Annotated in this window: 12 protein-coding genes and 1 pseudogene; 6 read left to right on the plus strand and 7 right to left on the minus strand. The window is 72.8% G+C overall.

Annotation, left to right across the window (positions count from 1 at the left end):
• Positions 1 to 307 precede the first annotated feature (307 nt).
• Positions 308 to 1,672 (plus strand): glutamate decarboxylase, encoded by a 1,365-nt coding sequence (locus ACIQD7_RS05940; RefSeq protein WP_402439763.1) that lies wholly within the window; start codon positions 308 to 310, stop codon positions 1,670 to 1,672.
• A 1,766-nt stretch (positions 1,673 to 3,438) separates the two neighbouring features.
• Positions 3,439 to 4,083 (plus strand): GAP family protein, encoded by a 645-nt coding sequence (locus ACIQD7_RS05945; RefSeq protein WP_402441360.1) that lies wholly within the window; start codon positions 3,439 to 3,441, stop codon positions 4,081 to 4,083.
• Positions 4,084 to 4,598: 515 nt separating this feature from the next.
• Here ACIQD7_RS05945 and ACIQD7_RS05950 read toward each other — a convergent pair.
• Both ACIQD7_RS05950 and ACIQD7_RS05955 read right to left on the minus strand, forming a co-directional pair.
• Complete coding sequence (locus ACIQD7_RS05950) at positions 4,599 to 4,826, minus strand: hypothetical protein (RefSeq protein WP_402439765.1); 228 nt, start codon at positions 4,824 to 4,826, stop codon at positions 4,599 to 4,601.
• Positions 4,827 to 5,417: 591 nt separating this feature from the next.
• Positions 5,418 to 6,812, minus strand: a complete 1,395-nt coding sequence (locus ACIQD7_RS05955) for an MFS transporter (RefSeq protein ID WP_402439767.1) — start codon at positions 6,810 to 6,812, stop codon at positions 5,418 to 5,420.
• A gap of 95 nt (positions 6,813 to 6,907) precedes the next feature.
• Here ACIQD7_RS05955 and ACIQD7_RS05960 point away from each other — a divergent pair, with 95 nt between their 5' ends.
• Complete coding sequence (locus tag ACIQD7_RS05960) at positions 6,908 to 7,480, plus strand: helix-turn-helix domain-containing protein (protein ID WP_402439769.1); 573 nt, start codon at positions 6,908 to 6,910, stop codon at positions 7,478 to 7,480.
• 643 nt (positions 7,481 to 8,123) lie between these two features.
• Entirely contained in the window at positions 8,124 to 8,474 is a 351-nt protein-coding gene (locus ACIQD7_RS05965) for a hypothetical protein (RefSeq protein ID WP_402439771.1), read from the plus strand.
• 464 nt (positions 8,475 to 8,938) lie between these two features.
• On the opposite strand, the gene ACIQD7_RS05970 is transcribed toward ACIQD7_RS05965, so the two are convergent.
• Positions 8,939 to 9,460 carry a transposase gene (locus ACIQD7_RS05970; protein WP_402439773.1) on the minus strand — a complete coding sequence of 174 codons (522 nt, stop codon included), beginning with the start codon at positions 9,458 to 9,460 and terminating at the stop codon, positions 8,939 to 8,941.
• A 504-nt stretch (positions 9,461 to 9,964) separates the two neighbouring features.
• Here ACIQD7_RS05970 and ACIQD7_RS05975 point away from each other — a divergent pair.
• The gene (locus ACIQD7_RS05975; protein WP_402439775.1) at positions 9,965 to 10,111 is read left to right on the plus strand and encodes a hypothetical protein; all 147 of its coding nucleotides are present in this window, start codon (positions 9,965 to 9,967) and stop codon (positions 10,109 to 10,111) included.
• A gap of 226 nt (positions 10,112 to 10,337) precedes the next feature.
• On the opposite strand, the gene ACIQD7_RS05980 is transcribed toward ACIQD7_RS05975, so the two are convergent.
• Genes ACIQD7_RS05980 through ACIQD7_RS05995 form a run of 4 tightly spaced genes read right to left on the minus strand, consistent with a single transcriptional unit; the run spans position 10,338 to position 13,019 of the window.
• Complete coding sequence (locus tag ACIQD7_RS05980) at positions 10,338 to 11,213, minus strand: ABC transporter permease (RefSeq protein ID WP_402439777.1); 876 nt, start codon at positions 11,211 to 11,213, stop codon at positions 10,338 to 10,340.
• Positions 11,210 to 12,178 carry an ABC transporter ATP-binding protein gene (locus ACIQD7_RS05985; protein ID WP_402439779.1) on the minus strand — a complete coding sequence of 323 codons (969 nt, stop codon included), beginning with the start codon at positions 12,176 to 12,178 and terminating at the stop codon, positions 11,210 to 11,212. The genes ACIQD7_RS05980 and ACIQD7_RS05985 overlap by 4 nt, the downstream gene beginning before the upstream one ends.
• The gene (locus ACIQD7_RS05990; RefSeq protein WP_402439781.1) at positions 12,175 to 12,519 is read right to left on the minus strand and encodes a transcriptional regulator; all 345 of its coding nucleotides are present in this window, start codon (positions 12,517 to 12,519) and stop codon (positions 12,175 to 12,177) included. Before ACIQD7_RS05990 ends, ACIQD7_RS05985 begins: the two co-directional genes overlap by 4 nt.
• A complete protein-coding gene (locus ACIQD7_RS05995; protein WP_402439783.1) occupies positions 12,516 to 13,019 on the minus strand; it encodes a hypothetical protein in 504 nt (167 codons plus the stop codon). Before ACIQD7_RS05995 ends, ACIQD7_RS05990 begins: the two co-directional genes overlap by 4 nt.
• Before the next feature lie 543 nt (positions 13,020 to 13,562).
• On the opposite strand from ACIQD7_RS05995, the pseudogene ACIQD7_RS06000 reads away from it, so the two are divergent.
• Positions 13,563 to 14,341: pseudogene (locus ACIQD7_RS06000) on the plus strand (transposase family protein).
• Position 14,342 lies beyond the last annotated feature (1 nt).

Below are 14,342 nucleotides of genomic sequence, written 5' to 3' on the forward strand. Positions count from 1 at the left end.
GGACACGCCGGCTACCCGCCGATCGGACCTCCAGCCGACCGGTTCGGCACCGCCGCCCGAGGCGTGACCGCGAAGCCCTGCCGGAGGGGTTCCGGACGGCGACCCACCGGACCGTGCCCGACGGGCTGTGCCGCGAACTCGCCGCGGAACCCGCACCGACCCGTGTATCGGAACGGACAGTCCGCCCTCACCGGCGTGGATGCCCGGCGGGCCTTGCACGCGCTGCGCCGTTCGTGCCGTACGCCGGGCAACTGCGGCTCGGCGTGTCCCTTGCCGAGCCGGAAACCTGTGCTGCTTGAATCCCCGCATGACCAAGCGTGATGATGCGGTTCTTTTCGGCAACCGGTTCCTGACCGCACCCGCCCCTTCGGAGAAGTTTCCCGAGGAGGGCATGGCCGCGACGGACGCGATGAGGCTCGTGGACGTGGACCTCGCCATGGAGGGAGACCCGCAGCGCAACCTCGCCACCTTCGTCACCACGTGGATGGAGCCGGAGGCGCAGCGGCTGATCGCCGAGAACCTCCACCGCAATTTCATCGACCACGCGGAGTACCCCATCTCCGCCGAGATCGAGCGGCGTTGCGTGCGCATGCTCGCCGACCTCTTCCACGCGCCGGGCGGGACGGCCGGGTGCCGGACCCAGGGATCGTCCGAGGCGATCATGCTCGGCGCGCTTTCGCTGAAGTGGAAGTGGCGCGAACGCCGCGAGGCCGCCGGCCTGACGGCCGACCGGCCCAACCTCGTCTTCGGCGGGGACGTCCACGTCGTGTGGGAGAAGTTCTGCCGCTACTTCGACGTCGAGCCGCGGATCGTACCGCTCGCGGAGGGCAAGTACACGATCGGCCCGGAGGACGTGGAACCCCATCTCGACGAGAACACGATCGGTGTCGTCGCCGTCCTGGGTACCACGTTCACCGGACACAAGGACGACGTCGTCGGCATCGACGCGCTCCTGCGCGGCGTCCGCGAGAAGCGGGACCTCGACATCCCGATCCACGTCGACGGCGCCAGCGGCGCTTTCGTGTGGCCTTTCCTCTACCCGGACTCCGCATGGGACTTCCGGCTCGAACAGGTCCGTTCGATCAACGTCTCGGGCCACAAGTACGGCCTGGTCTACCCCGGTATCGGCTGGCTGATCTTCCGCGAGGAGTCCGACCTGGCCAAGGACCTCGTCTTCTACGAGAACTACCTGGGCAAGACCGACGCCACGTTCACACTGAACTTCTCCACCGGTGCGTCGATGGTGCTCGCGCAGTACTACAACTTCGTACGGCTCGGGCGCCAGGGCTACACGTACGTCATGAGGATGATGCAGGAGAACGCGCGCGTACTGGCGGACAACCTGCGCAGCAGCGGCCGCTTCGAGGTGATCGGCAGCGACCTCGAACAGCTCCCGCTCGTCGCGTTCCGTCTCGCGGAGAAGCACTCCTACGACGAGTCCGACATCGCCTGGCAGCTCTCCGCCGAGCGCGGGTGGATGGTGCCCGCGTACACCCTCCCGCCCAACGCGGAGCGGGTGAAGATCATGCGCGCCCTCGTCAAGGAGACCCTGAGCCGCGAACACATCGACCGCCTGAGCCAGGACATCACCGACGCCTGCCGGACCCTGGACGACAAGGGCACGACGCACGATGCCGAACGGGCCCGGGTCAAGCGCGGCACCGGTTACTGAGCTCCTCCCGGCCGCCGGCCCGTACGGGTCGGGGGCCGGTCGCGGCGACGGATGCGCGAGAGGGGAACTCCGTGTCCCGGCCGAGCGGCCGTGGCCGACTCCGCCACCGCTGTGAGCACCGTCCCCAAGACCGCCCGGCGTGCCGTTCGCCCGCCCGGTTCGCCCGGGTCGCGTGCTGTGCACCCCGTCAGTTCGCTGGTTGCCACGGGCGACGGCGGACGATCCCCGGCCGAGAAGCGCGGCGAGCTGGACGAACTGCGGCGGCGGGCGAACGCCCTGGAGGGCACGGGGCCGTCGCGGCCCGCGAGGCGCCGTCTGCTCCGCTCGTCCGGCTCGGTCCTGCTCGTCCTTCTCGCCGCGCTGCTGTCGGTGTTGTCCGTTGTCACCGTGTGGGCGGACAGCATCGTGCGGGACACGGACCGCTACGTCGCCACCGTCGGACCGCCGGCGAGCGATCCCGATGTCCAGGAGCCGGTCACCGACCGCGTCACCGACGTCGTACCGGCCCGGGTCGACGTGGGCACACTCGTCGGGCAGCTGACGGACGCCGCCGGGGATCAGGGCGTCCCACCCCGGTTGGCCACACTGCTCGGCGATCTGGACGGTCCGGTCTCGGACGGTCTCGGACGGTCTCGAGCGATTGGTCAGGAACGCGGTGGAGAAAGTGGTCATCAGCAGTGCCTTCGAGACGGTCTGGGTGGATGCCGACCGCAGGGCCCATTCGGCACTGGACGAGGCCCTGACAGGCCGGTCCGACACCGTGGTCGAGCCGAAGGACGACGAGGCCGTCATCGATCTCGGCCCGGTCGTCGCCCAGGTGAGGGACCGGCTGGTCGAGGCCGGTTTCTCGTCCGCCGCGAAGGTTCCGGCCGTTCACACAAACTCCGTGGTGTTCGCGTCGGAGGACGTGGGCAAGGTCAGGACCTACGTGAGGGTGCTGGAGATCCTCGGCGGCTGGCTGCCCGTCGTCGCGTTGCTGGTCGCGGCGGCCGGAGTGTGCCTGGCGTCTCACCGGTGGTACGCGGTCGGCGGAGCCGGACTGGCCGTGTTCGTCGCCATGGCGGTCCTCGGAATCGGTCTCACCGTCTTCCGCGACGTCTACCCGGACCGCCTGCCTCCCGGTGCGTCCCAGGCCGCGGCAGGAACCGTGTACGACGCGCTGGTGAAATTCCTGCGCGCCAGCGTGCGGACCCTCGCGGCGATCGCCCTCTTCACCGCCGTCGGCGCTTTCCTCTGCGGCTCGTTCCGGATCGCCGTCCCCACCCGCACCGCCTGCCGAAGAGGCATCGGCGCCTTGCGCGACGTGGCCACGTCGGCAGGACTTCGCCTCGGAGCGGTCGGCCGGTTCGTACATCGTTCCAAGCGCTGGATCGGGGTGCTCATCCTGGTGGGCGCCGCCGTGGTCCTGCTCACCCGGAGCCACCCGACGACGGCGGTCGTGGTGTGGACGGTGGTGATCGTCCTGGTGTGTCCGGCGATCCGCGAGTTCCTGGACGGCAGTTCGGGACCACCCGCCGGCTCCCCTCGTCCACTGGCTCCCGGAGAATTCGTGCGCGGTGGGACGGGGACGTCGACGGCCCTGCCGCAGTCGCCGCCGGCGGACCTCCCCGATGGACCCGCGGGTCTCATGGGCGTGGCTCGCTTGACCGGCCGAACCAGCGCGTGCAGAGTCGGGACGCGGCACCGGGACGGCGCCGCGTCCCCTGTCGGCCGGTCCTTCCCGCACTCGTGGTGGACGGCCCTGACATCCAGGAGTGACTGGTTCGGTGGTCCTCGACCTGGTGGTGATCGGAACGGCCATCACTCTGGGCCCCCTGCACAACACCGCCTTCATCCTGTTGCTGTTCTCGCGGCGAGGTGTCCGTCAGGGCCTGGCGTTCCTGTTGTCGTGGCTGGCCAACCTGGTCGCGGTGATCGCCGTGGTGGTGCTGCTGACCGGCGGTCGGCCTCCCGAGCGCCACAGCACCCCCTCAACCGCCGCGATCGTCGCGAAACTGGTCATCGGCCTGGCGCTGGCGCTGTACGGGGCGTACCGGCACCGCAGGCCGCCCCGTCCGCACGGCCCGCCCCGCTGGGCCGCCCGGGTCGATAACGCCTCCCCGGCCACGGCGGCGGGTCTGGCATGGCTGCTGCAGCCTTGGGGCCTGGTCGCCGCCGGCGCCGCCACCGTCGTCGACGCGGACCTCTCCACCCTCTCCGACTGGCTCGCACTGGCTGGCTACTGCCTTCTCGCGACCCTCAGCCTCATCGCCATGGAGCTGTACGTGGTCCGTGCGCCCGCGGCCGCCGACGCCCGGCTCAACGCCCTGCGGAGCTGGCTGGGCGGACATCAGGAACAACTCGTCGTCGCCCTCTCCCTGACCGCCGGCGTGTGGCTGACGGCCCGAAGCGTCTACCAGCTCGTTGCTTGACGCCGGAGGCCCGTGGCGATCGGGCGGGAGTCCTCGCAGGGGTACCGGGACCCATGGGATCCGCCTGTGGGCTTCGGTCGACGCGCCGCAGCACGCGCGGCTGCCGGTCCTCTGCGGGGACCGGCAGCCGGTTGCTCTCCCCGTCGGTCCCGGGCCTTCGTCCGCAAGAGCGAGAACGGCTCGGTCAGAGCGCTCGCTCTCACCGACCCGAACGACGACGGCGAGTTCGACCTCGCCGTGTTCGAGGACTCGTTCCCGGGCCCGCTCGGCCAGGACGGTCCCCGGGAGGCGGCCGGAACCCTCGAACCCGGCGACTCCGGGGGCATCGTGTACGAGAACGTGCGGGCCGCAGCGGCACCCCAGCGGGTGTACGGCGCTTCGCCGCCCGCGTCCGAGCCGTCGGCCACGGAGCCCATGGACGCTCGAGGCCGAGGGCAGGACCGATCGGGCGAAGGCCGGGGCCCGCGAAGCGGTGGGGGACGTCCGCGAGCGGGCCGGGGGCGTCAGGGGCCCGCTCAGGCGGGGCCGCTCCTGACGCGCGCCCCGCGCGGACGGCGCGGCATGAGCGGCGGGCCCGGAAGGAGGAGTTCGGCGACGACGAAGGAGGTGACGGCCGCCAGGATCACCACCGGGATCGTCTCGGAGTTGCCGGGGACCAGGACGATCGGGACCACGCTGCTGACCGGGAGCCGCGGGGCGGCGGCCGTCACCGCGGCCGTGCCCGCGGCCGCGCCGGGGATCACCCCGAGGCCGGGGGAGGCACCGAGCGCGATGTCGGCGGGGATGTCCCACCTCCCCCGCCGGGACGGGTCCGCGCACCAGACGGGCCGGCACGGGTTCGAAGGGGCACGACCGGTCGGTGTCGAGTGCCCGCAGGGCGAGGTTCCGCCATCCGGTGGCAGCGCGGTCGCGGCCGTACCCGTAGGGGGCCTTCGAGGGGGACGAACCGGCCTGCGCCCCGTTCCTCGACGCCCACGACGAGGTCCATGCCGTCGGCGTCCTGCAGTTCGACGTACGGCCGCGGCGCCGTGGCCATGGGTCCGGTGAGCTCGGTGTCCACCGTGACCGTCCAGCCGAACCGGGCCTCTGCCCGGCGGACGTCGTAGGAAAGCGATCCCGGAGCGATCGGCGAGTCGGCGGCAGGCCCCGGGGCCGTGAGGTGCGCGGGGGGGTCCACCGGGCGCGTTCCGGTGGTCAGGTCTCCTCGTCCCGTACCCCCACGACGTGGTCGGCGCGGTCGCGGACCTCCAGCCGGACCCGGGGCAGTAGTAGCAGGTCCGGTGTCCGAAGCCGGACTGGTACCCCAGGGTGCCCCTTCGCCGGCGCCTCGGCCGTCATGCTTCCCGGCGCACCGGCGGGGCGGCCCGCGCCACGCCCAGCAGGAACAGTCCGCAGGCCGCCACCAGCAGCCAGCCGGGACGTGCCGCCCGGGCCAGTTCGTCCGGGTCGGCCCCGGCGACCAGGGCCCCCGCGACGGCCACCCCGACGGCGGAGCCGACCTGGCGGGCGGTGGACGTGATGGCCCCGGCCACGCCCGCCCGGGAGGCGGGGAGACCGCTGATCGCGGCATGGGTGAGAGGTGCGTTGGCGAAGCCGAACCCGATCCCGAGCAGCAACTGGGCCGTCAGCAGGAGGCGTACGTCGGTGTCCTGGCCGAGGTCGGCCAGGCACAGCCCGCCCGCCGCGGTGAACGCACCGGCCAGCAGCAGCGGGCGCCGTGGTCCCAGGCGGCCCACCAGGCTGCCGGCCCAGGGCGCGCACAAGGTGGCGCCGAACGCCATGGGCAGGGTGGCGAGCCCGGCTGCGAGGGGGGTCCAGCCGCGGGCGTGCTGGAGGTAGAGCGTGTTCAGCAGCAGGGCCGTGCTGAGGGCGACGAACACGGCGGTGGCTCCCAGCACCGCCGTAGTGAACACCGGCCGCCGGAACAGCCCGAGGTCCATCAGCGGCTCGCTCCGGCGAGTCTCGACCCGGACGAACGCGGCCGTGGTGACGGCGATCAGCGTATATACGGACACGGCCACGGTGGAGGCCCAGCCGATGCGCGGGCCCTCGATGAGTACCCAGACGCTCGCCCCCAGGGCCAGTACGAGGAGCACCTGCCCGGGCAGGTCCAGACGGCGTGTGCGCTGCCCGTGGGACTCCGGCACGAACACCGCGACCAGCACCAGCGCGACCACGACGACCGGGGCGTTGACCCAGAACACCGACCGCCAGCCGAACGCCGCGACGAGTGCCCCGCCGGTGACCGGTCCCGCCGCCATGCTCAGACCGAACACCGATGCCCAGATCCCGATGGCCCTGGCCCGCTCCCTCGGGTCGGGCATCGTGCTCACCACGATCGCCAGGGCCACCGGGCTCAGCATCGACGCACCGACTCCCTGCGCGGCCCGCGCCGCGATCAGGACCCCCAGCGACGGTGCCACCGCGCAGACCAGCGACGCGGCCCCGAAGACGACCAGGCCGACGCGGAACACCCGCCGGCGTCCGAAGCGGTCGGCGAGCGCGCCGGAGGTGATGAGGAGGGCGGCCAGGACGACGGTGTAGGCGTCCACCACCCACTCCAGGCCCCGTGTGCCGGTACCCAGGCCCTCCCCGATCGCGGGGAGTCCCACGTTGACGATGGTGGTGTCCAGCCCCACCAGGAACATGCTGAACGTGCAGACGGCGAGGACCGTCCAGCGCCGGCGCGCGCCGAGTCCGGTTTCTGCTGGCAAAGAGGTCGTGGTCATCGGCGACCGCCTTCCGTCGGGATCATGTGCCGCCATGCTCGGACCGGTCGGCCGCCTCCACCCAGCGTCTTTGCGAAGACCGCAAAATAGAGGCCATGAACGCTGAACTCGCCCAGATCCTCGACGGCATCGGACCCCGGCTGCGCGCCCTGCGCCGTGACCGCGGCCTCACCCTGGAGGCGCTCGCCCGGGACACCGACATCTCCGTGAGCACCCTCTCCCGCCTGGAGTCGGGCATCCGGCGCCCCACCCTCGACCTGCTCGTCCCCCTGGCGCGCGCCCACCGTGTCGCCCTGGACCAGCTCGTCGCGGCCCCGGCCACCGGCGACCCGCGGGTGCACCTGCGCCCGCACCGCAAGGACCGCGGCAGCGTGCTGGTACCGCTCACGCAGTACCCGGGCCGCGTGCAGGTCTTCAAACAGGTGCTCGCCCCGCGCGAACCGAAGCTCGTCACCCACGCCGGCTACGAGTGGCTCTACGTCCTCGCCGGCGAACTCCGGCTGATCCTGGGTGGCTCCGACGTCGTACTGCGCCCCGGCGAGGTCGCCGAGTTCGACACCGGCGAACCCCACTGGTTCGGGCCCGCGGGTGACAGCGCGGTCGAGATCCTGCATCTGTTCGGCCCGCACGGCGACCAGGCCGTCATCCGTACCGGACCGGAGGCCTGAACAGCAGAGGCCGAGCCGCCGCGGGCCCATCGGCCAGGAAGAGACCGGGCGAACACGCGTGGAACAGTACGGACTCCAAGGGTGTCAGCGCCCCGGCCGGGCACTGCTGAAGTTCCCCGCGCCCCCGCGATCCGGCGCAGTCGGCGGCGTTCATCCGGCTGCGAGTACTCAACCCCGAGCACGAGCGGCGGTGGCGCGGCATCGAGACCGTCTCCCTCACCACCGGCTCCACGGGGACCTGCGCGTCCCGTTCGCCTTCCGCATTCCGGCCGGGGAGGAGGGCCGGACGGTGCGGAGAGCCGGACGGTGCGGAGTGAGGGGTGGCCGACGACCGCTCGCGGGCTTCCCGCCGGGGCAGTGGATCGCCGACGCCCCGGGCTCACACACCCGCGGGAACACGGCCACCGAGCGGACCCGGGAGCTGGAGAAGCCCGGCGTGGTCTGGCCCCCGCCACGACGTCGCCCGGGAGGAGGGCCTGACCCTCCGCGCGCGGTGGGCGCAGGAGAGCGGGCACCTCCCGGCGCCGCTGGACGCGGTGTTCCAGGGGGCGGCGGTGGGGATCTGGCTGAAGAAGGCGCGGGCCGCCGCCCGGCGCGCGGCCGAGCCCGAGCAGCGCCAGGCCGAGGGACTACCCGTGGCGTCGTGGGCGGGACGCTGTCGCAGGCGCGGCGCGAGCAGCCGGAGGAGATCGCCCCGTCCTGGTGCCCGACCTGGCCGGTGGAGTGGCAGCGCGCCCTCCACCTCGTCCGCCGGCACCTGGACGAGGGCGGAGCGCTGTCGCTGGCGGCCGGGGAGGTCGTGCGCCGGGGCGAGGTCCTGGGACGGTGGGCGCGGGCGCGGCGCCTCGGGTTCGACAAGCCGGCGAGCGTGCGGCAGCGGATGTGCGAACACGTCCCCGGCATCACCCCCGCCACCGAGGAGGAGAAACCGAAGGCTCGGGTGAGCCAGGCCGAGAAGCGGGGGATGCACCACCGCACGGCCGGTGCACGCTGATCGGGCAGCCCGAGACCCCGGTCGCCCTGGAGCGGATGGAGACCTCGCCGATGCTCCTGCGCGGTCCGTGGAAGAAGTCGCTGGAGACCGTCTTCCTCAACGACCTCGAGTCCGCATGGGGACCACGCGTCTACCTCAGCCGGTGGGCGGGCGGCAGGACCGGCAGGGAATCCCCTGGGCTCTGGCTGCCGGTACGGCGATACGCCAAGGCGCGGTCGGGCCGTGGTCTTCGCGGTCGGGCCGCGCCGGACGGCTCGTCGCCCGACGGATGTGAGGAGCTCGGCGGTCTGACGGGTCCAAGGAGAAGTGGAGAGGCCCGGACCGGGTGGTCCGGGCCTTCGTCATGCCCCGGGAGATCTCCTTCCCGCCGTACGGCTGATCGCGCGGATCGGCCAGGTGGTGGGCGCTCAGCTGTACGTCCAGGTCCGGGTTGTGTTCGATGAGTGCCGCGAGTTCGACGTCGCTCAGGTCGGCCAGACACCTACCGTCCTCCAGCCGGAACGCCTCACGGTTCTTCTCGACGACGCTCCTGGCGGTATCGGCACCCCCCTTTTTTCGCGGACACGGGGACCGTCGACGCATGCCCGGGACCAGGCCAGCTCGCCGACCGCGTTCATCCCGGCGAGCAGGATCGGGTGCAGCCGGTCGAAGACCCCGGCCTGCTGCCACCGGTCCAGCCGCCGCCGGCACGTCTGGTCCGAGCCGAACCCCAACTCCGGGGGCAGCAGTTGCCGGGCGGTGTCGTTGATCAGCACGTAGAGGATGCCCTGCAGGTACTGCCGGCCCGGCACCGGCCGCGAGGTTGTGTGGCGCTGCCGCCCGGCAGTCGTTCCGGTGCAGGCGTCGTGGGACTCGTCAGCCGAGCGGCACCGGCGCGGCCCTCTGGCGATTGCCGGGCCAGTGGCTTCGCGGGAGGAGGCCGGGCCTGCCGATCGTGTGACGCGAAGGGCCCAGAGGCCGCGCTCGCCCCGCAGGTCATCGTTCACCTGGCCGTCGCCTCAGCGAGCGCCGGCGCTCACGGTCGACGGAGCAGCAGGAGTGGCACGCGGCCGTTCCCCGTCTTCGGAGCGAGCGCGAGAACGCCCTCATCCGGTTCTTCGCACTCGTGCGAGAACTCGAGCGAGCCGCCGAGCGGCGTTCTGCCGGCGAAGGGCCGACCGTCGAAGAACCCGCCGACCCGACCAGCCGCCTGTGGCTGCTCCGCGTCGGGGCGCACCTCCTGTGTGCCCAGCAGGTCACCGAAGCCGTCTACGCACTCACCGAGCGGCCGACCGGGGCCGCGCGCCGGCGCATCGGCGGGGCCGTCCGCCTCCCTCTCTCCGCAGCCCGGCTTGTCGCCTCCTCCGCCGCCAGCGTGGGCCGAGCGCACCCCCGAAAGAACCGCTTTTTCCGTTTTGTATGTTTTGCGGCTTTCGGAGGCGGGAATCGAGCGGGGGCGCCGGTCGCTCCCGGCGCGACCGAGCGGTACCTACACCGGGAAGGGACACATCGTGAGCAAGCTCGGCGGAGCGTTCAAAGTCATCCGCGGCATGAAGCGGGAGGCCGACGGCAAGGCGCTGAGCGACCCGCGTCTTCGGGACGCCGGCCGCCGCCTCGCGGCGCAGGGCCACGACGAGATTCGCCGGAATCGGCCGTGAGACCGGCCCTCGGGCCGCGCGCCTGCGCGGGGCCCGGCCGTTCACGCGCTCCTGCCGGCGGTGCGGGAACGTACGCGGCCTCCCGGGCCGCGTGAGCCGCTGGCAAGGTCCCGTCGGCACGGATCCGGTGCACGGACGGTGCGTGCCCGGCGACGGGGAGCGCGTTCGCCGGACCCCTCCGCGGCCGGTCGCCGGGCCGCGGAGGGGTCCGGTGGCCGTGCAGCGCCTACGCGGCCGGTGCGCCGCTCCGTGCCGCCTTGTGGTGGCGGGCGGTCATCCGCGAGCCGGACTCGCGGCGGGCGGCGCGGCGCAGGAGCGGTACCGCGAGGAGGAAGCCGAGGACCGTCCAGGCCGTGAGGACCAGGGCGACCGTGAGCAGTTCCCAGGAGCCGGCCGGCTCGGCGGCCCGTGCCGCGTCCGGGAGGAGGGCCGAGCGCAGGCCCTGCGCCATCCACTTGAGCGGAAAGACCGCGGCCGTCTGCTGGACCGGCACGGGCAGTGCGGTGATCGGGAACACCGCCCCCGAGGCGAGCAGCAGCCCCATCGTCGGCAGCATGATCAACGCCAGGGCCTCGCGGGGGTTGGGCAGTACGGCGCCGATGGCCGCCCCGAGGGGGACGACGGCGAGCAGGCCGAGGGTGGTGACCCACAGCAGCGTCAGCCAGTCGCCCGGCCCGTGCGGCAGCGGCCCGTCCACCAGCAGTGCGCCGGCGGCCAGGAGCAGCGCCAGGGTGCCGACCGCCAGGACGACCGCCTGCAGGCACTTGGCGACGAGGTAGGCCGGGATCCCGCCGGGCGTGGCGCGCAGCCGCAGCAGGGCGCCCTCCTCCCGTTCGGTCACCAGGAGTTGTGGGAGGTTGATCAGTCCGACCTGGAACAGCAGGTAGGCGGCGAAGCCCGCCAGGACCAGATGGGTCATCGGGGTACTGGTCCCGGGTACGTCGTCGCCGAAGTGGGCGGCGACGAGCAACGCGACGGTCACGTTGGCCAGATGACCGGACATCTCCTTGCCGTTGCGCAGGAGGTGCCGCAGCTCGATTGCGCCGCGCTGGAGTCCGACACGCCAACTGCTGCTCCTGTGGGTCACGTCCGTCCCCCTCATGCCGCCGGTGCCTCCTCGTGCGCGCAGCCGTCCGTGCCGCCTGCCTCGTCCCCGCCCCCGGCCTCGCCCGTGCCGTGGGCTTCGTCCGTGTCTCCGGCCTGCCGGTGCACCATGCGCAGGTAGGTGTCCTCCAGCGTCGGGCGGCGGACCTCCAGGCCGGCGATCGGGCCGTCCGCGTGCCGGTGGAGTTCCCAGACCAGCCGTGAGGGGTCCTGGGTGCGTTCGCGGCGGGGCGTCCCGTCGCCGGCTGTCCAGCGGACCTCGGCCTGGGCGGCCGCCCGCCCGGCCAGTTCCACGGGTGTGCCGCAGGCGCGGATCCGGCCGCCGACCAGCATGGCGATCCGGTCGGCGAGCCGCTCGGCTTCCGCCAGGTCGTGGGTGGTGAGCAGGACGGTGACGCCCTCGTCGCGGGCCAGCCGTTCGACCAGGAGGTGGAAGTCGTGCCGGGCCCGGGGGTCGAAACCGGTGGTCGGCTCGTCGAGGAAGAGGAGTTCGGGACGGCCGACGATGCCGAGCGCGACGTCGAGGCGGCGCCGCTGGCCGCCGGACAGCCGGCCGACCTGCCGGCCGGCCTGGCCGGTGAGGCCGACCAGGTCCAGGAGTTCGGCCGGGTCGCGCGGGTCGGGGTAGTAGGCCGCGAAGTGGGTCAGCAGCTCGGCGACCCGCCAGCGGCGGTGGTCGCGCCAGGACTGCAGGACCAGGCCGATCCGGGCCCGCCAGGCGTCGCCGCCCCGCTCGGGATCCGTACCGAGGACGCTCGCCTCCCCGCCGGAGCGCCGGCGGAAGCCTTCCAGGATCTCGACGGTGGTGGTCTTCCCCGCGCCGTTGGGCCCGAGGAGCGCGAAGACCTCGCCGCGGTGGATGTCCAGATCGACGCCGCGCAGGACGTCGGCGTCGCCGTACGCCATGGTCAGACCGCGCACCCGGATCACGGGCCGGCCGGAGGTGCGCCCGGGCGCCGTCATCGGGCCACCTGTGCACGAGGCCGCTGCCGTGCCGTCCCGGCAGCGGGCGCGGCGCTGTCGACGATGGCCCGCAGCGCCGCCACATGCCCCTCGAAGGCGGCGCGGCCGCGGTCCGTCAGCCGCACCTTCGTACGGCGGTTGCGGCCGCCGCCCTCCTTGTGGGTCTCCAGGTACCCGGCCCCCTCGAGGGTGTGCAGCTGCTTGGAGAGCGCGGAGTCGCTCAGCGAGAGGCTGTCTCGGACGAAGGCGAAGTCCGCCCACTCGGTGGCGGCCAGGAGTGCGACCACCGAAAGCCGGGTGGCGGGGTGGATCAGGTCGTCGAAGCCGGCGGGGGTGCTCATCGGCCCGACTCCTTCCCGGCCGCCGGCTCGCCGCCGCGCACCGAGGCGGCCGCCCAGCGGTTGGCGTGGCCGAGGGAGAGCAGGTACACGGCCACTGCGGCCGTGGCCTGGACGGGACCGGCGCAGACAGGCGCCAGCGACTGGCTCAGGTGGTGCGACAGCACGGTCGTGCCGCCGACCAGGACCGCCGTCGCGCCGAAGGCGGCCCACACCCGCCCGGGGTAGCGGGTGTGGTGCAGTTGCATCCGCCTCCTGCGGCCGAGCGTCACCACCAGTGCGCTCAACAGACTGACGTAGGCGGCCACGAACAGTGCGACGCCCCACCCGGGCAGATCCATGCCGACGCCGGCGAGGAACACCCACATGAGCGCGGCCGTGCCGTAGGTCGTGCCGCGCCCGCCGGACGTGGAGCGCTCGAACTCGTCGTACACCCGCTCCTGCGGTACGCGGATGCGCTGGAGATCCTTCCATGCCTGTTCGGCATCCACCGGCGTGCTCACGGTCGTCACCCTCCCGCACTCGATTACTTTCCTACGAGGAAAGTAACCTTTGACTTTCCTTGCAGGCAAGTCGGGGGTCCGGCGGCGGACGACGGTGAGATCCCCCGGCCCCTCGCCGCATTCCTGGCGGCCTCCGGTCGGTCACGTGCGCGGCGACGGCCGGGGAGGGATTCCCGGCCGGGCGCCTCGCGGGGGGGGTGCCCCTGTCTCTTCGGTCGAGCTGTCGGGGTACCCCTGGTGGTGGCGGAGCGCGCGTCAGCCGTCCGCCGCTGTGTCGATCCCTGCGTACTCGTAGATCCAGCCCGCAGAGGTGTCGGGGGCTCGAACCGCCAGACAGATGTGCTTGGCGGCGGGGTTCCAGGGGCCTTGTATTCGGTCGGGCCGAGCTCGGAAGCCGGCGGGCGGCAGTCCTGACTGGTCGAGCTCGACGATTCCGGTCCGTCCCCGGAAGGGACCACCGAGCCTCTTCCATCCTGCGCCAGAGGGTGAAGCGGACCGGTCAGCGGGGGTGTTGATAAGGCAGGACCTCTCGTCTTCGGCGGGGTGACCCCACTCGTCACACCGGCGGCCGAAAGGTCCCTGGAGGTCTCCGTGTCCTGCCGTGCTCGGCGTCCCGCACGAGCTCGTCGAGCACGTCGCCTGGCCGCTGCACGAGCATCGCCAGACCTGTGACACCCGCCGACACAGGCTCGGTTGCCTCCAGCAAGCCCCGCTCACTCTGGCGCACTTGCGGAAGAACGAGACGTTCTCGCGGCTCGGAGCGGATTTCGGGATATCGCAGGCCACCGCCTGGCGCTACGTCGACGAGGCCTCGGACGTCCTGGCCGGCTGGGCACCCGGTCTCCACGAAGCGCCCACCGGCCTCGGCGAAGGCGACCACGTCATCGCCGACGGCACGCCGATCACCATTGACCGGATCGCAGACGACGAGCCGCACCACTCGTCGGAGCACCGCCGACACGGCGTGAACGTGCAGGTCATCGCCCGTTCCGACGGCACACCGCTGTGGTTCTCCCGCGCGGCGCCGGGCCGCCCCCACGGCATCCAGGCCTGCCTCACCAGGCCGCTCCTTGTCCCTGGCGGACCGCGCCCACCAGGGCGCCGGCGCCACGGTCCGCACCCCGTACCACCACCACCGCGAGCAACCCGAGCACTACCGGCGGTTCGACCGCGACCACGCCCGCCTGAGGACTCCCGGCGAACGCGCCTTCGCGCAGCTGAAGTCCTGGCGCGTCCTCCGCCGGGCCCGATGCTCCGCTCACCGCATCAGCACGATCGTCCAGGCCGCCCGAACGCTCCCGAGCCGCAGCTGTTCAAGATGAA

It is taken from the genome of Streptomyces sp. NPDC093071 (assembly GCF_044754545.1).
Taxonomy (GTDB): Bacteria; Actinomycetota; Actinomycetes; order Streptomycetales; family Streptomycetaceae; genus Streptomyces.